This is a genomic window from Pseudomonas sp. EA_35y_Pfl2_R111, from assembly GCF_963970955.1.
Classification (GTDB): Bacteria; Pseudomonadota; Gammaproteobacteria; order Pseudomonadales; family Pseudomonadaceae; genus Aquipseudomonas.
In genome coordinates this window covers 235,001-251,839 of sequence record NZ_CAXAOM010000002.1, presented here as the reverse complement: position 1 = coordinate 251,839, position 16,839 = coordinate 235,001, and the positions used below count along the sequence as shown (strand labels likewise).

Here is a 16,839-nt window from a genome sequence, read left to right as displayed (position 1 = left end):
GCCCATGGCCGCGAAATCGTCTGGTAGACCGCCAATCGCGGGCATGAACTAAGGCGTCCCCGCCGCTCCTACAAAACGCTATCTACATGCCATTTTTGGCGAATGCATAACAATAAGGACGGCGGACCATGAGCCAGCCCGGTAAATCCATTCTGCTGGTCGACGACGACCAGGAAATTCGCGAACTGCTGCATACCTACTTAAGCCGCGCCGGTTTCCAGGTGCGTACCGTCGGCGATGGCGCGGGGTTTCGCCAGGGCCTGTGCGCCGAGGCGGCGGACCTGGTGATTCTCGATGTCATGCTGCCCGACGAGGATGGCTTCAGCCTGTGTCGTTGGGTGCGTGAGCACCAGCGGTTTGCCCAGGTGCCGATCATCATGCTCACCGCCAGCTCCGATGAGACCGACCGGGTGATCGGCCTGGAGCTGGGCGCCGACGATTACCTGGGTAAACCCTTCAGTCCGCGTGAGTTGCTGGCGCGGATCAAGGCGCTGCTGCGCCGCGCGCACTTCACTCAGGAGCGCGGCAGCGAGGTGCTGGCCTTCGACGAGTGGCGTCTGGATATGGTCAGCCACCGTCTGTTTCATGCCGACGGCGAGGAAGTGATTCTTTCCGGCGCAGACTTTGCCCTGCTCAAGCTGTTCCTTGACCACCCGCAGCAGATCCTCGACCGCGACACCATCGGCAACGCCACCCGCGGCCGCGAGGTGATGCCGCTGGAGCGTATCGTCGATATGGCCGTTAGCCGGCTGCGCCAGCGTTTGCGCGATACCGGCAAGCCGGCGCGGCTGATTCGTACCGTACGCGGCAGCGGCTATCAGTTGGCGGCAGCGGTGGGTCCTTATGTCGGTGTTTAAGCTGCGCAAGTGGTTGCCGGTTCCGCGCTCGTTGCTCGGTCGTATGCTGCTGCTGACACTGCTGGTGGTGTTGCTGGCTCAGGCGCTCTCCAGCTTGATTTGGGTCTCGCAGCTGCGCGCCAGCCAGGTGGAAGGCCTGCTGACCAGCTCGCGCAGTCTGGCCCAGTCGATGGCTGCCAGCGTCAGCTACTTCCGCTCGCTGCCCCTGGGCTACCGGCCGATGGTGCTCGACCAGTTGCGCAATATGGGCGGCACCCGCTTCTTTGTCTCGCTCAACGACAAACCCTTGGAAATGCGCGTGCTGCCGCAGACGCCACGCAAGCGCGCGGTGCTCGATGCGGTGGATGAAACCCTGCGCGAACGCCTGGGCAATGACCTGGACCTGCTGGTGCAGTTCGTCAGCCCGGAGGATCTGCGCATCTTTAACAGCGCCTTGAAACTCGACGAACTGCCGCGCTCCTGGGCGCATTACGCCCTGAGCCTGGAGCCGCTTAATCCGCCGGTGCTGGTGACACAGATTCAGATCGCTCCGGGTGAATGGCTGTACCTTGCATCCTTGATGCCCGAGCCTTATGTCAGCCTGGAGCAGCAGGGTCTGCCGGCTCAGCAGCTGTGGTTTATCATCCTCACCAGCAGTTTTCTGCTGCTGTTTATCGGCATTCTGGTGCACTGGCAGAGCCGACCTCTCAAGCGCCTGGCGCGCGCCGCGCGGGAAATGTCTCTGGGTAGCGACGTCCAACCGCTGGCCGAGGCGGGCGGCAGTGAGGTAGTTGAGGTCAGTCGCGCCTTCAACGCCATGCGCGAGCGCATCGGCCGCTACCTGCGTGAGCGTAGCCAGTTGTTCAGCGCCATTTCCCATGATTTGCGCACGCCGATCACCCGCCTGCGCTTGCGTGTAGAGCTGCTCGACGATGAGGCCGTGCAGGGCAAGTTCAGCCGTGATCTGGATGAGCTGGAGATGCTGGTCAAGGGCGCGCTGCAATGCGTCAAGGACACCGATATCCACGAGAATATCGAGCCGGTGGAGCTTAACCAGCTGCTCAACTGCGTGATCGAACCCTATCTGGCCCCGGCCGGCAACGGTCGGGTGACCCTTGATGGTCAGGCGCTGGCCTCTTACCCGGGCAAGCCCCTGGCGCTCAAACGCTGCATCGGCAACCTGGTGGACAACGCGCTGAAATACGGCGAGCGCGCCCACCTATCTATCGAGGACAACGGTACTGCCTTTGTCCTGCATGTCGACGACGAAGGGCCTGGGGTGCCCGAGCAGCGCCTGGAGCAGGTGTTCGAGCCGCATTTTCGTCTGGCCGGGCAGCAGCAGGGCTACGGCTTGGGCCTGGGCATCGCGCGCAATATCGCCCATACCCACGGTGGCGAAGTAAGCCTGCGCAACCTGCGCGAGGGCGGCCTGCGGGTGACGCTCTGGTTACCGCGCAGTGCCTAGGGATTTAGCTTGGCTCTCTCGAATGATCGCGGCCAAGGCAGAGTGCCGCCCAGCCGCTTCTATGGTGGGCTGCAGCTGGGTAGGGTGGATGACGCTGTTTTCATCCACCGTCGCTATTGGTGGATGGATAAAGCGTCATCCACCCTACGGATATGCGGTGCGTGCCCTGTTTTGTAACTATCCCGTGACTTTTGTGCATCCCTTCGTTACCCGCCGGGCAATGACCCTTGGTTAGACTCGATTCCAGCGCAAGCACCAGACTTGCCCGTGAATAACAACAATAAAGGTACTACTGCTCATGAATGCGATCTCCCGCCTGGCTACTGCTATCTCCCTCGTCTCTCTGCTGCCGCTGGCCCATGCCGGCGAAGTCGAAGTGCTGCACTGGTGGACCTCGGGTGGCGAAAAGCGCGCCGCCGATACCCTGCAAAAACTAGTTGAAGATAAGGGCCATAGCTGGAAGGACTTCGCCGTCGCTGGTGGCGGTGGCGAAGCTGCCATGACCGTACTGAAAACCCGCGCCGTCTCCGGCAACCCGCCTGCCGCCGCGCAGATCAAAGGCCCGGATATTCAGGAGTGGGGCGAGCTGGGCCTGCTCGCCGATCTCAATCAGGTGGCCGAGCAGAGTGGCTGGGACAAGTTGCTGCCGCCCCAGGTGATCAAGGTGATGCAGTTTGACGGTGACTACGTGGCCGTGCCGGTCAACGTGCACCGGGTCAACTGGCTGTGGATCAACCCCGAGGTCTTCGCCAAGGCCGGTGCTACGCCTCCGACCACCCTCGACGAATTCTTCGCCGCCGCGGACAAGCTCAAGGCCGCCGGCTTTATGCCCTTGGCCCACGGCGGTCAGCCCTGGCAGGACAGCACTGTGTTCGAAGACTTGGCCCTGGCCCTGCTTGGCCCGGATGATTTCCGCAAAGCCTTTGTCGACCTGGATGAGTCGGTGTTGACCGGCGCCAAGATGGTCGAGGTGTTCGCCGCCCTGCAGAAGCTGCGCGGCTATGTCGATGCCAACGCCGCCGGGCGTGACTGGAACAGCGCCACCGCCATGGTCATCAACGGCAAGGCCGGCATGCAGATAATGGGCGACTGGGCCAAGAGCGAGTGGACTGCCGCTGGCAAGGTCGCCGGCAAGGACTACCAGTGCCTGCCGTTCCCCGGCACCCAGGGTAGTTTCGCGTACAACATCGATTCCCTGGCCATGTTCAAGCTGAGCGACGAGGAAAACCGCAAAGCCCAGGAGGACCTGGCGCGCACCGTGATGGAGCCGGAGTTTCAGGAGTTCTTCAACCAGAACAAAGGTTCGATCCCGGTGCGTACCGATATGGACATGAGTTCCTTCGACGCCTGCGCCCAGGCCTCGATGAAGGACTTCAAGGAAGCGGCAGCCAGTGGCGGCCTGCAACCAAGCATGGCCCACGGCATGGCCGCCTCCAGCTACGTGCAGGGTGCGGTATTCGACGTGGTGACCAACTTCTTTAACGACCCTAAGGCCGATCCGAACAAGGCCGCTCAGCAACTGGCCGCGGCTATCCAGGCCGTGCAGTAGCCTAACCCTGCCGCCGGTTCGCCGGCGGCCCGTCAATCCCCTCAATGACCGAGGTGTATCGCCAAGCGATGCATCAGTGGGATCGGCTGCGCCGCGTTTGACTCGCTCGCCCGGCGCCGGCCCAGCAACGTGCAATAACGGAGTTACCGATGAGTTCAATCGCCGTCTTTAGCAAAGCCTCGCCGCTGGATGCGCTACAGCGCTGGCTGCCCAAGCTGGTGCTGGCACCGAGCATGCTGATCATCATGGTCGGCTTCTACGGCTATATCCTCTGGACCTTTGTCCTGTCGTTTACCAATTCGCGCTTTATGCCGAGCTACAGCTGGGTCGGTCTGCAGCAGTACGCGCGCTTGTGGGACAACGACCGCTGGTGGGTGGCGAGCCAGAACCTGATGGTCTTCGGCGGTCTGTTTATCGGCATCAGCCTGGTAATAGGCGTGCTGCTGGCGGTGCTGCTTGATCAGCGTATCCGTCGTGAAGGCTTTATCCGCACGATTTTCCTCTACCCCATGGCGCTGTCGATGATTGTCACCGGCACCGCCTGGAAGTGGTTACTTAACCCGGGTCTGGGCATCGACAAAATGCTCCGCGATTGGGGCTGGGAGGGCTTTCGCTTCGACTGGCTGGTGGACCCTGATCGGGTGGTCTACTGCCTGGTTATCGCCGCGGTCTGGCAGGCCTCGGGCTTCGTCATGGCGCTGTTTCTGGCGGGGCTGCGCGGGGTCGATCAGTCGATTATCCGCGCCGCCCAGGTCGACGGGGCCAGCCTGCCGAATATCTATCTGCGCATTGTGCTGCCGAGCCTGGGTCCGGTGTTTTTCAGCTCACTGATGATCCTCGCGCATATCGCGATCAAGAGCTTCGACCTGGTGGCTTCGATGACCGCTGGCGGTCCCGGTTACGCCTCCGATCTACCGGCGATGTTTATGTATGCCCACACCTTTACCCGCGGCCAGATGGGCCTCGGTGCGGCGAGCGCGATCCTGATGCTAGGCGCGGTGTTGGCGATCCTGGTGCCTTATCTGTATTCCGAGCTGCGAGGCAAACGCCATGACTAATCGCGCTTTTAGCCTGAGCCGTTTGGCCATCTACGCCACTCTGCTGGCGGCCTGTGCGGTCTATCTGATTCCGCTGGTCATCATGCTGCTGACCAGCTTCAAGAGCCCAGAAGATATCCGCACCGGCAACCTGCTGTCCTGGCCGGAGGTGTTTACCGCCATCGGTTGGCTCAAGGCCTGGGATGGTGTCGGTGGTTACTTCTGGAACTCGGTGAAGATCACCCTCCCGGCGGTGCTGATCTCCACCGTGATAGGCGCATTGAACGGTTATGTGCTGGCCATGTGGCGCTTTCGTGGCTCGCAGCTGTTCTTCGGCTTGCTGCTGTTCGGCTGCTTCCTGCCGTTTCAGGTGGTGCTGCTGCCGGCGTCTTTCACTCTCGGCCAGCTTGGCCTGGCTAATACCACCGGCGGCCTGGTGCTGATCCATGTGGTCTATGGCATGGCCTTTACCACGCTGTTCTTCCGCAACTACTACGTGAGCATTCCGGATGCCCTGGTGCGGGCCGCAAGGCTCGATGGCGCCGGTTTCTTCACCATCTTCGGACGCATCCTGCTGCCGATGTCGACCCCGATCATCATGGTTTGCCTGATCTGGCAGTTCACCCAGATCTGGAACGACTTCCTTTTCGGTGTGGTGTTCGCCAGTGGCGATACCCAGCCGATCACCGTGGCCCTGAACAACCTGGTCAACACCAGCACTGGGGCCAAGGAATACAACGTCGATATGGCCGCCGCGATGATCGCCGGGCTGCCCACGCTGGTGGTGTACATCCTCGCCGGCAAGTATTTCCTGCGTGGGCTCACTGCCGGCGCGGTTAAAGGTTAGGAGAACGATATGGCAACGCTCGAACTGCGCAACGTCAACAAGTCCTACGGCAGCGGCCTGGCGGACACCCTGAAGCACATCGATATCGCGATCGACTCCGGCGAGTTTCTGATTCTCGTGGGCCCATCCGGTTGCGGTAAATCCACCCTGATGAACTGTATCGCCGGGTTGGAGGAGATCAGCGGCGGGGCGATTCTGGTCGACGATCAGGACATCAGCGGCATGAGCCCCAAGGACCGCGACATCGCCATGGTCTTTCAGTCTTACGCGCTGTACCCGACCATGACCGTGCACGGCAACATCGCCTTTGGCCTGAAGATGCGCAAGATGGCCCCGGCAGCCATCGAAGAGGAGGTGGCACGGGTGGCCAAGCTGCTGCAGATCGAACATCTGCTCGGCCGTAAACCCGGCCAGCTCTCCGGCGGACAGCAGCAGCGCGTCGCCATGGGCCGGGCGTTGGCGCGGCGGCCGAAGATATACCTGTTCGACGAGCCGCTGTCGAACCTTGATGCCAAGCTGCGCGTAGAAATGCGCACCGAAATCAAGCTGATGCACCAGCGCCTGAAGACCACCACTGTCTACGTCACCCACGACCAGATCGAGGCCATGACCCTGGGCGACAAGGTGGCGGTGATGAAGGACGGCATCATCCAGCAGTTCGGTACTCCGCGTGAGATTTACAACGACCCGGCCAATCTGTTCGTCGCGAGCTTTATTGGCTCGCCGCCGATGAACTTTATCCCCCTGCGTCTGCAGCGCCGCGACGGTCAGTTGTTCGCCTTACTGGACTCCGGCCAGGCCCGTTGCGAGCTGCCGCTCGGGGCGATGGAGGCGGGCTTTGAGAACCGCGAGGTGATTCTCGGCATCCGTCCCGAGCAGATCCAGCTGGCAGTTGCCGGTGCTGGTGGCCCATCGTCGATTCGCGCCGAGGTCGAGGTGATCGAGCCCACCGGGCCGGACACTCTGGTGTTCGTCTGCCTCAACCAGACCAAGGTTTGCTGCCGCCTGGCGCCGGACGATGCGCCTCGGGTGGGGCAAACCCTGGAGCTGCAATTCGACCCGAGCAAGGTGCTGCTGTTCGACGCCCAGAGCGGCGAGCGCCTGCTGCCGGGAAAGCCACAAACGGCTGAGCAAGCAAGCAAGGTCGCCCAGTTTAAAGGCCGCTAACACCTCCGAGGGCGCCTGCCATATCCGCGCCCTTGGGCCCTGCAGCAAGCGTTACAACAATAAAAACAAGAAGGAGTAAACATGAGAGCAGCAACGAAAATTGGCATGGCACTGACCCTCGGCAGCCTGGCTTTGCCTCACGCGGCGAGCGCGCTGGAGTTCACCGGTTATGCCCGTAGCGGCGCCGGCGGGTCGGAGAACGGCGGGACGCAATCGTGCTTCCAGTTGCCGGGCGCGCAATCGAAATACCGCCTGGGTAACGAGTGCGAGCAGTACATCGAGCTGGATCTGCGTCAGGATCTGGCCAGCTTCGACGATGGCTCGGTACTCAGCGTCGAGGGCATGGCGCAGCTGTATAACGCCTATGGTCATACGCCGAAGTTCACCGGTGATTATGGCTTCGCGCGGATGAACCAGATGTACGCGGAATGGAGTAATGTCTCCGCGCTCAACGGTGGCTCGCTGTGGGCCGGGCGGCGCTTCTACAAGCGTAACGACATCCATATCTCCGATTTCTTCTACTGGAACCAGAGCGGCACCGGTGCCGGTATCGAGGATTTCGAGCTGGGTGGGCTGAAGTACAGCTATGCGTTTTCGCGCAAGGACAGCTACTTCCAGGAACCCTATATCAACCGTCACGACTTCAACGTCGCAGGCTTCAAAGTCAATCCGGGCGGTGAGCTGGAGCTCGGCCTGAGCTATATCGACAAGCCCGACAGCACTGATGCCCACAGCGGCTGGGCGATCACCGCGCAGCATAAGCAGAGCGACTTTCTCGGCGGCAAAAACACCCTGGCCCTGCAATACGGCCGCGGCCCCGGTACGGGCCTGGGTTACACCGGCGACGTGACTCTGGATCGTGACAACAAGAGTTATCGTCTGGTTGAGTTCTTTGATTGGCAGGCCACGCCGCGCCTGGGCGGCCAGGTGCAGTTCGTCTACCAGAAGGACATCCGTCCCGATGGTAGCGATCAGGATTGGCTGTCGGTGGGCGGGCGTACCAGCTACGCCTTTACCGAGCAGTTCAAGCTGGTTGGTGAGCTGGGCCATGATCAGGTCGATGCCACCGACGGTACGCGCAAGCTGACCAAGTTCACCGTGGCGCCGACCTGGTCGCCATCTGGTCCGGGTTTCTGGGCACGTCCGGAAGTGCGCTTGTACTACACCTACGCCAGCTGGAACGAAGCGGCGCAGCGTGCGGCTAGCTTGATCGCCGCCGGTTCGGCACTGTCCGACAGTGGTGCTTTCGACAATGCCCGACATGGCTCTAACTTCGGTGTGCAGGTCGAATACTGGTGGTGAGCGTGAGGTTGTGAGGCTGGGGTGGTTGCATGCTGCCGGTTAAGCGGCGGTGTCTGTCGGCTCTCGCCGCAGGCCGAGCGGGGGCTGCTGCAGAGCACCCTCTGGCCGGCCTGTTTGGGGCGTGTGGCGGGCAAGTCCTGCGTTGGGTTGCCCATCAGGAGCGTGAGTTGCTGCTGATCGATCATCCGCGTTTTCAGGCGGCATTCAGTCGCCAGGGCGGCCAGCTTTTGCACTTCCAGCCGCGTGGTCAGCGTGCCTGGCTCTGGTGCGCCAGCCACTGGCAACGCGGCGGGGCGATACGCGGTGGAGTGCCGGTGTGCTGGCCCTGGTTTGCTCGACATCCTGGCGAGAGTGGCTGGCCATCCCATGGCTGGGCACGACTAAGCGAGTGGGAGCTGCTGGATTGCACGGTGGACGAGCAGGGCGTGCGCCTGCGCTGGCAATTGCAGCTATGTGACTGGCAGGTGATCCTGGAGGCCGAACTGGGCGAGTGCATGAGTCTGCGCCTGCGCAGCAGCCATCAGGACAGCGAGCCCTGCCAGTTGAGCCATGCCCTGCATGCCTACTGGCGCATCAGCGATGTGGCACGGGTGACGCTGCTCGGCCTGGAGGGCGCCTACGGCCATGATCTGCTCAGGCGCGCTGACTGCCAGCAGCGCGGCGCGTTACGAGTCGAGGATGGCTGTCACCGCATTTTTCGTCATGGCGGGCTGTTGCAGCTGCAGGATCTGGCCTGGCAGCGCAGCTTGTTGATCGATACCCAGGGTGCTGCCAATAGCGTGGTCTGGCACCCCGGGAGTCGGCCCCTGACCGATGTTGGCTGGAACGAGGCGCTGGGTTTTCTCAGTGTACAGGCCGCCTGTTGCGGCGCTGATAGCCTGATCCTCAAACCGGGTCAGGAGGCCATATTGGCGTTGCAGGCACGGTTGGGTTGAAGGGGGCGTGCTAGATGGCATCTGGCTAATTACAGCGGTTCTTCGTCCGCCGGATAGCGGCTGGCGTTAAGGCTTTCCTTGATCTTGCGCAGGTGTGGCTGGAAGTCCACACCACGGCGCAGGGTCATACCGGTGGCGAGTACGTCGAGCACGGTGAGTTGGATGATCCGCGAGGTCATCGGCATATAAATATCGGTGTCCTCGGGTAGTGGGATGTCCAGGCTCAGGGTGCTGGCCTGGGCCAGGGGCGAGCCGGCGGCCGTAAGGCCGAGTACCGAGGCGCCGTTTTCCCGGGCCAGGCGCGCGACCTCCACCAGTTCGCGCGTACGTCCGGTGTAGGAAATGATCACGAACAGATCGCCGGTGTGGGCCACCGAGGCCAGCATGCGTTGCATCAGCACGTCGGCATGCGCGGTGACTGCCAGGTTGAAGCGGAAGAACTTGTGCTGCGCGTCCAGGGCCACCGAAGCCGAAGCACCGAGGCCGAAAAAGTGGATCTGTCGGGCCTGGATCATCAGGTCGACAGCGCGGCTGATCATCTGTGGATCGAGGGATTGGCAGGTACTGTCCAGGGAGGCGATGGCACTGCCGAAGATCTTGCGGGTATAGGCTTGTGGGGTGTCGTCGGCTTCCACGGCGCGACTGACATAGGCCGCACCGCTGGCCAGGCTCTGCGCCAATTGCATCTTCAGTTCGGGGTAGCCGCTGACGCCGAAGGAGCGGCAAAAGCGGTTGACCGTGGGTTCACTGACCTGAGCGGCCTGGGCGAGGGCGGCAATGCTTAGGCGGGTAGCCTGCTGTGGGCCCTGCAGGATCACCTCGGCGACCTTGCGTTCGGCCTTGTTCAGGCTGTCGAGTCGACCCTGGATCTGCTCCAGTAGATTGCGCACGCGATCCATGTTGATTCCTTAAACCTTTACTGAATTTGCTTGCCTATCGTACTGATTGGACCTGACGGCGACCACTGCGGAGTGGGCGTTACGATAATGTTGTTTTATTACTACATATTGCCTTGATTAAATCCGAAAAAACGCGTATTTCTAATTTAAATTGATAAAAGAACAAACATTATGCCTTCGATAACCGTGGAATCTTGTACGTTTGCCTTGTTCGGGGCCTTGGGCGATCTGGCGCTGCGCAAGCTGTTCCCGGCGCTTTATCAGTTGGATCGGGCCGGGCTGCTGCACGCCGATACGCAGATTCTCGCCCTGGCCCGTGAAGCTGGCGAGGCGCAGCAGTATCTGCAGCACATCGAACAACACCTGCGCCGCCATGTTCCGGCCGCCGAGGTAGACGACGCTGTGTTGCAGCGTTTCCAAGCGCGCCTGAGCTACCTGCACATGGATTTCCTCAAGGTCGACGACTACCAGCTGCTGGCCGGAAAAGTCGGCAACAGCGAGCGGCTAATCGCCTACTTCGCCACGCCGGCTTCGGTATATGGCGGCATCTGCGCCAACTTGGCGCAGGTCGGCCTGGCCGAGCGCACCCGCGCCGTGCTGGAAAAGCCTATTGGCCACGATCTGGCTTCGTCCCGAGAGGTCAACGACGCGGTGGCGCAGTACTTCCCGGAAACCCGCATCTACCGCATCGATCATTACCTGGGCAAGGAGACGGTGCAGAACCTGATTGCCTTGCGTTTTGCCAACAGCTTGTTCGAAACCCAGTGGAACCAGAATCATATTTCCCACGTGGAAATCACCGTGGCGGAGAAGGTCGGTATAGAAGGTCGTTGGGGCTACTTCGACAAAGCCGGCCAGCTGCGCGACATGATTCAGAATCATCTGCTGCAGCTGCTTTGCCTGATTGCCATGGACCCGCCCAGCGATCTTTCTGCCGACAGCATCCGCGACGAAAAGGTCAAGGTGCTCAAGGCCCTGGCCCCGATCACTGGCGAGCAGCTTAGCCAGCAGGTGGTGCGCGGCCAGTACGTGGCCGGCAGCAGCGATGGCAGGGCGGTACCGGGCTATCTGGAAGAAGAGAATTCCAACACCCGCAGCGACACCGAAACCTTCGTTGCCCTGCGCGCCGATATCCGCAACTGGCGCTGGGCTGGCGTGCCGTTCTACCTGCGCACCGGCAAGCGTATGGCGCAGAAAATGTCGCAGATCGTTATCCACTTCAAGACGCCGCCGCACTACATATTCGACCCGGAGCAGCGCCAGTTGATCGGCAACAAGCTGATCATCCGTCTGCAGCCGGACGAGGGCATCGCCCTGCAGGTGATGACCAAGGACCAGGGGCTGGACAAGGGCATGCAACTGCGTAGCGGCCCCCTGCAATTGAATTTCTCCGACACCTACCGCAGTGCCCGGATACCCGATGCTTACGAGCGGCTGCTGCTGGAAGTGATGCGCGGGAACCAGAACCTGTTTGTGCGCAAAGACGAGATCGAGCACGCCTGGCAGTGGTGCGATCAACTGATCGCCGGCTGGAAACGCCTGGGCGACGCGCCCAAGCCCTATGCCGCAGGCTCCTGGGGGCCGATGGGCTCGATTGCACTGATCACCCGTGACGGGAGGAGCTGGTATGGCGATCTCTGATCTCGAACTACCGCCGGGCGTGTTTGCCCGCACTTACGCAACCCCCCAGGCCTTGGCTGAGGCCCAGGCCATCGCCGTGGCCGAGGCGCTGCGGATTGCGATTGAAAGCCGCGGCCAGGCGACCCTGGTAGTGTCTGGCGGGCGTAGCCCGATTGCCTTCTTCGAGGCCCTGGCACAGCAACCGCTGCACTGGCACAAGGTGACGATCAGCCTGGCAGACGAGCGCTGGGTACCGATCAATCACGCCAGCAGTAATGAGGGTTTGGTGCGCCGGCATCTGCTTCGCGGCCCGGCTGTCGACGCACGCTTTCTCGGCTTGTACCGGCTGGCGAGCAGTCTGCAGCAGGCCGCCGAGCTGGCTGATGCGTCCCTGGTCGAGCTGCAGCCGATCGATGTGCTGGTGCTCGGCATGGGCGACGACGGTCATACCGCTTCGCTGTTCCCCAATAGTCCCAATCTAGAACTGGCTCTGCAGCTCGATTGCCCGCACCGAGTTTTGCCGATGCAGGCTCCTAGTGAGCCGGCTGAGCGTTTGAGCTTGACCCTACCGCTGCTGAGCGCTGCGCGTTTGTCGTTACTGGCGATTCAGGGCTCGGACAAGCTGGCTACGCTGCGTGCAGCCCTGGCAGGCAGCGATGTGGCGAGTATGCCAATCCGCGCCGTGCTGCATTCCCCCCTTGAGATTTACTGGTGCCCTTAGGCCCGAAGGACCAGCCGATATGACCAACAACGAGACTAATCCGCAGGCCCGCATGGCCGAGAAGATCGCTCAAATCGACAGCATCTGCGCCCGGGCGCGAATCATGCCGGTGATCACCATCGCCCGCGAGGCGGATATTTTTCCGCTCGCCGATGCCCTGGCCGCTGGTGGTCTGACTGTGCTGGAAATCACCCTGCGCTCGGTTCATGGCCTCACGGCCATTCGCCTGCTGCGTGAGCAGCGCCCTGAATTGTGCGTGGGTGCCGGTACGGTGCTGGATCGACAGATGCTCGATGCGGCGCTTGAGGCCGGCGCGCAATTTATCGTCACGCCGGGTTCGACCGCCGAGTTGCTGAAGGCCGGCCTGGAGGTCGAGGTTCCGTTGCTGCCCGGTACTGGCAGCGCCTCTGACATCATGCTCGGGTATGCCCTCGGCTACCGCCGTTTCAAGCTGTTCCCCGCAGAAGTTTGCGGCGGCACCGCGGCGCTCAAGGCTCTGAGTGGCCCCTTCGGTGACGCGAAATTCTGCCCCACTGGCGGCATCAACCCCGGCAATGTCCAGCGCTATATGGCGCTAAACAATGTAATGTGTGTCGGCGGTACCTGGATGTTTGACAGCGAGTGGGTCAGTAACGGTGACTGGCAGCGTATTCAGCAATGCAGCAGCGAGGCCCTACAGTTGCTGGGCTGAGCTAGACGGCCGTGGCGCAGTTTATCGCGTGGCCTGATCTCGCTTAACCTTGCGTTGAAACTCCCCGCTCGATAATTGCTTGCGCGATCAAGTTGTCACTTGCGACGGGGCATCATGTCGGCGTGCGCGAGATCTCAAACAGCGTCTGTACTTCATTGCACATACCCCCAAACAGACAGGCATCTTCCGTTTCTGCCCGCGCAGAAAGCCATTGTTGGTCATCCTGAATCGCCAACGTCAGGACTGACGTCGGGGCCCGCCGCGGCCCCATCAAGGCCACTCAGCTGCCTTGCTGGAGCGATCAGCTGATCGGTGCTCGTTAGCCCTGCGCGGCGAAAGTAGCGCTGCACCTCAACTGAAAAATTTTCCGACGCCTGTCGATTCGCCCCTCGCTCGCTCGACTATGGTTTAGAACCCTACCTGGGGTTCGTTGTCTGCAGTAGGGCGCGCACAGCGCACCCTGCGTGCGGTTTACCGAGCCGAACAAGGAGAAAGCGATGCGTTTTATGGTGATAGTCAAGGCAACGGCAGATTCTGAAGCCGGCATTATGCCCAGCGAAGAGCTGATGGCCGCGATGGGACGTTTCAACGAGGAGCTGGTTGACGCGGGCGTGATGCTCGCCGGTGAAGGCCTGCAACCGAGCAGCAAAGGCGCGCGGGTAAAATTTTCTGGCAGTCAGCGCAGCGTTACCGATGGGCCATTTATCGAGACCAAGGAGCTGATCGCCGGTTTTTGGCTATGGGAAGTGGCGTCGCTGGCTGAATGTATTGAATGGGTCAAGCGTTGCCCGAATCCGATGCCTGGCGATAGCGAAATTGAGATCCGGCGGGTTTTCGAGGCCGAGGATTTCGGCGACGAGTTCACTCCCGAGTTGCGTGAGCAGGAAGAACGCCTGCGCGCGCGGCTTGAATCATAAAACCCCAAAACGAACAAACGAGTACTAAGGAGAGTGCAGATGAAGATCCATACCTATTTAACCTTTGACGGCCAATGTGAGGCTGCTTTCAAGTTCTACGCTGATTGCCTGGGCGGCGAACTGGAATTGATGCGTATGGGCGATAGCCCGGAAGCGGGCAACGTGCCGGAGGAGTATCACGACCGCGTGATGCACGTTTGCCTGAGCGTGGGTGATCAGTTGCTGATGGCGTCCGACACTTTCCCAGGCATGCCGTATGAGGGCATCAAAGGCTGTTCGGTTTCTCTGCAGGTGGAGAACGTACCGGAGGCCGAGCGCCTGTATAAAGCGCTTTCGGCTGGCGGTTCGGTGCAGATGGAGCTGCAATCGACCTTTTGGGCGACCCGCTTTGCCATGTTCACCGACAGCTTTGGGGTGGGCTGGATGATTAACTGCGACATTGACGCGCAGATGGGCTAAACGAGGCGCTTCTGTAGGGCGGGTTAGTGGCGCAGATGCGCCACGTAACCCTCCGTACGCCTTGCCCTCGCTAGCTAACTAGCCCGAGAACACGGTCCAGTTGTTCCTCAGGGGCGCTGACGGCCGTGAGGAATTCATCGCCCCAGCGGCGAATATCGTTGTAGCTGACGATATCGAACAGTTCACGCAGACGCGCCTGAGCTTCGGCCTTGGGTGTGTTTAGCGCCACATAACAGGTTTGTGCCAGATCCATGGGGTCATGGGGGTTGGTTAGCAGGGCTCCTTTGAGCTCGGCTGCGGCCCCGGCGAACTCTGAAAGTACCAATACGCCACTGCCGCCGAGCAGTCCCTGGACGGCAACGAACTCCTTGGCCACCAGGTTGAGGCCGTCGCGTAGCGGGGTAATCCACATCACGTCGGCCATGGCGTACCAGGCGCTGACTTCCTCGAACGGCAGGCTGCGAAAGAAGAACTGCAGCGGCGTCCAGCCGATGCGGGCGAAACGGCCATTGATGCGCCCCACGGCCTGCTCGATTTGCCCTTGTAGCTCATCATAAACGGTCATTTCCTTGGCCGCCGGTACGCAGATGGTAACCAGGGTGACCTTGCCTAATAGTTCCGGGTTTTCTTCTAGCAGACGTTCGTAGGCGTTGAGCTTTTCCAGAATGCCTTTGGTGTAGTCGAGGCGTTCCACCGATAGAATCAGTCTGACGCCACTCAGTTCGGCACGCAGGCGCTCCATCATTTCTTTGATTTTTGGCGCAGCCAGGGCGTTGCGTACCCGCTCGATATCCAGACCTACCGGGTGGGCGCCGAGCTTGACCACACGAGTGCCGGTGTCCACGGCGGTGGTCATGCGTTCCAGGCCTACGGCGCAGCCATAGGTGATAAAGCGTGGTGCGCAGTTCTGCCGGCTGACGGTTTGGAGCGGCATCACGCCGCGCGCGGCATCGACAAAGTTTTCCACCTGGCGGGGGATATGAAAGCCGATGTAGTCGCACTGCAGCAGGCTGCCGATGATCTGCCGACGCCAGGGCAGCACGTTGAAGACATCTGCCGAGGGGAAGTAGGTGTGGTGGAAGAAGGCGATGCGCAGGTCCGGGCGCAGCTCGCGCAGGTAACCGGGGACCATCCACAGGTTGTAATCATGCAGCCACACCGTGGCCCCTTCAGCCGCTTCCAGTGCGGTGCGTTCGGCAAAGGCGCGGTTTACGGTGAGGAACACCTGCCAATCGTCCTCACGGAACTGCGCGCGCTCCCAGAAGGTGTGCAGCGTTGGCCAGAAGGCTTCTTTGGAGAAACGCTTGTAGAAGATGTCGACTTCTTCCTTACTCAGCGCCACCCGTGCGGCAGTCAGCTTCGGGTAGCGTTCGGCATCGACGGTGGTGTGGCTGTCGAAGGTTTCGCCGCTGTTTTCGTCATGTTCAGCCCAGGCCACCCAGGAGCCGGCACGGCCATCGCCAAAAAAGCTCAGCAGGGTCGGGATAATGCCGTTGGGTGAAGTTGGGCGGCGGCGCTGCAGCTTGCCATCGGCGCCACGAAATTCTTCATAGGGCAGGCGGTGATAAACCATCACCAGATCGGCTTTGCCCGGCTCGGCGACTTGCTTGCCTTCGGCGGCGATGCCCTGTTTACCGAGAAAGCCAAAGTGCACGAAGGCTTCAAGAATGCCGCCGCAACCGGCGCGCTCGGCATGAAATACCCGCGAATACTGCCGGGTGGCCTGTAGCAGTCCATCTTCGGACGCGCCCACGCAGACGCCCTTGAACTGGCCGCTAAGCATGGAGAGGTCATTCAGGGTGTCACCAGCGGTCAGCACTTGGTCGTTGTCCAGCTCCAGCCAGTCGATCAGTGCCTGCAGGCTGCTGCCCTTGTTGACGCCCTTGGGTAGGAAATCCAGGTAGCGCTCGGCTGAATAGAGCAGGTCGCAGCCCAGGCTTTCTGCGACTGCCAGCAGTTCTGGATTGGCGGCTTGCTCGGGGCTGCAGAAGTAGGAACAGCGGCGCACCTGTGGTACGTCCTGACGCTCCAGGGCAAAGTGTTCAAGGGCGCTGGCGACCTGGTTGTCGCCGGGCCAAAGCGCGTCAACCGTGCTTTGCAGTGGCTGGATGGGTTGCAGGGTGTCGCCGTGCACCAGGCTGGCACCAACGTCGGAGATGATGAAGTCCGGTTGTGGCAGAGTCGGGTCTGCCAGCAGTGGCAAGACCGACTCCAGGCTGCGCCCGGTGACATAGGCCAGGCGGATTTCTGGGTGGGCGGCGATGGTTTGATAGAGGCTGAGGCGATCCTTGGGATCGCCGCCGAGAAAGGTTCCATCGAGATCGGTGGCAAGTAACATGCGCTGTCTTCCTGTCCAGTTAAGTGGGTGCAGTGACGCGCCGACAAAAGCCGACG

The 16,839-nt window shown here is 61.3% G+C and carries 15 protein-coding genes; 13 read left to right on the top strand and 2 right to left on the bottom strand.

Annotated elements, in window-relative coordinates:
- Positions 1–128: 128 nt before the first annotated feature.
- From AACY25_RS09740 to AACY25_RS09705, 8 genes are all read left to right on the top strand, one after another.
- On the top strand, positions 129–857 hold the full coding sequence (locus tag AACY25_RS09740) for a response regulator transcription factor (RefSeq protein WP_339524173.1): 729 nt from the start codon (positions 129–131) through the stop codon (positions 855–857).
- Complete coding sequence (locus AACY25_RS09735; protein ID WP_339524171.1) at positions 844–2,301, top strand: ATP-binding protein; 1,458 nt, start codon at positions 844–846, stop codon at positions 2,299–2,301. The genes AACY25_RS09740 and AACY25_RS09735 overlap by 14 nt, the downstream gene beginning before the upstream one ends.
- 298 nt (positions 2,302–2,599) lie before the next feature.
- A complete protein-coding gene (locus AACY25_RS09730; RefSeq protein ID WP_339524170.1) occupies positions 2,600–3,850 on the top strand; it encodes an ABC transporter substrate-binding protein in 1,251 nt (416 codons plus the stop codon).
- A gap of 149 nt (positions 3,851–3,999) precedes the next feature.
- Entirely contained in the window at positions 4,000–4,908 is a 909-nt protein-coding gene (locus AACY25_RS09725; RefSeq protein WP_339524169.1) for a carbohydrate ABC transporter permease, read from the top strand.
- Complete coding sequence (locus AACY25_RS09720; RefSeq protein ID WP_339524168.1) at positions 4,901–5,734, top strand: carbohydrate ABC transporter permease; 834 nt, start codon at positions 4,901–4,903, stop codon at positions 5,732–5,734. Before AACY25_RS09725 ends, AACY25_RS09720 begins: the two co-directional genes overlap by 8 nt.
- Positions 5,735–5,743: 9 nt before the next feature.
- Positions 5,744–6,901 carry an ABC transporter ATP-binding protein gene (locus AACY25_RS09715; RefSeq protein WP_339524167.1) on the top strand — a complete coding sequence of 386 codons (1,158 nt, stop codon included), beginning with the start codon at positions 5,744–5,746 and terminating at the stop codon, positions 6,899–6,901.
- Positions 6,902–7,006: 105 nt separating this feature from the next.
- Positions 7,007–8,203, top strand: coding sequence for a maltoporin (locus tag AACY25_RS09710; RefSeq protein WP_445262144.1), 1,197 nt, complete (start codon positions 7,007–7,009; stop codon positions 8,201–8,203).
- 29 nt (positions 8,204–8,232) lie between these two features.
- Positions 8,233–9,138 (top strand): D-hexose-6-phosphate mutarotase, encoded by a 906-nt coding sequence (locus AACY25_RS09705; protein WP_339524164.1) that lies wholly within the window; start codon positions 8,233–8,235, stop codon positions 9,136–9,138.
- Between the two features lie 29 nt (positions 9,139–9,167).
- On the opposite strand, the gene AACY25_RS09700 is transcribed toward AACY25_RS09705, so the two are convergent.
- The gene (locus AACY25_RS09700) at positions 9,168–10,028 is read right to left on the bottom strand and encodes a MurR/RpiR family transcriptional regulator (protein WP_339411468.1); all 861 of its coding nucleotides are present in this window, start codon (positions 10,026–10,028) and stop codon (positions 9,168–9,170) included.
- 180 nt (positions 10,029–10,208) lie between these two features.
- Here AACY25_RS09700 and zwf point away from each other — a divergent pair, with 180 nt between their 5' ends.
- From zwf to AACY25_RS09675, 5 genes are all read left to right on the top strand, one after another.
- Positions 10,209–11,678 (top strand): glucose-6-phosphate dehydrogenase, encoded by a 1,470-nt coding sequence (gene zwf, locus AACY25_RS09695; RefSeq protein WP_339524163.1) that lies wholly within the window; start codon positions 10,209–10,211, stop codon positions 11,676–11,678.
- Positions 11,665–12,378 carry a 6-phosphogluconolactonase gene (gene pgl / locus AACY25_RS09690; RefSeq protein WP_339524161.1) on the top strand — a complete coding sequence of 238 codons (714 nt, stop codon included), beginning with the start codon at positions 11,665–11,667 and terminating at the stop codon, positions 12,376–12,378. Before zwf ends, pgl begins: the two co-directional genes overlap by 14 nt.
- A gap of 19 nt (positions 12,379–12,397) precedes the next feature.
- Entirely contained in the window at positions 12,398–13,069 is a 672-nt protein-coding gene (locus AACY25_RS09685) for a bifunctional 4-hydroxy-2-oxoglutarate aldolase/2-dehydro-3-deoxy-phosphogluconate aldolase (RefSeq protein WP_339524159.1), read from the top strand.
- Between the two features lie 497 nt (positions 13,070–13,566).
- Positions 13,567–13,986, top strand: a complete 420-nt coding sequence (locus tag AACY25_RS09680; protein ID WP_339524157.1) for a YciI family protein — start codon at positions 13,567–13,569, stop codon at positions 13,984–13,986.
- 39 nt (positions 13,987–14,025) lie between these two features.
- Positions 14,026–14,445 (top strand): VOC family protein, encoded by a 420-nt coding sequence (locus AACY25_RS09675; RefSeq protein WP_339524156.1) that lies wholly within the window; start codon positions 14,026–14,028, stop codon positions 14,443–14,445.
- Between the two features lie 70 nt (positions 14,446–14,515).
- Here AACY25_RS09675 and ggpS read toward each other — a convergent pair whose 3' ends face one another.
- The gene (gene ggpS / locus AACY25_RS09670) at positions 14,516–16,783 is read right to left on the bottom strand and encodes a glucosylglycerol-phosphate synthase (protein WP_339524155.1); all 2,268 of its coding nucleotides are present in this window, start codon (positions 16,781–16,783) and stop codon (positions 14,516–14,518) included.
- Positions 16,784–16,839 lie beyond the last annotated feature (56 nt).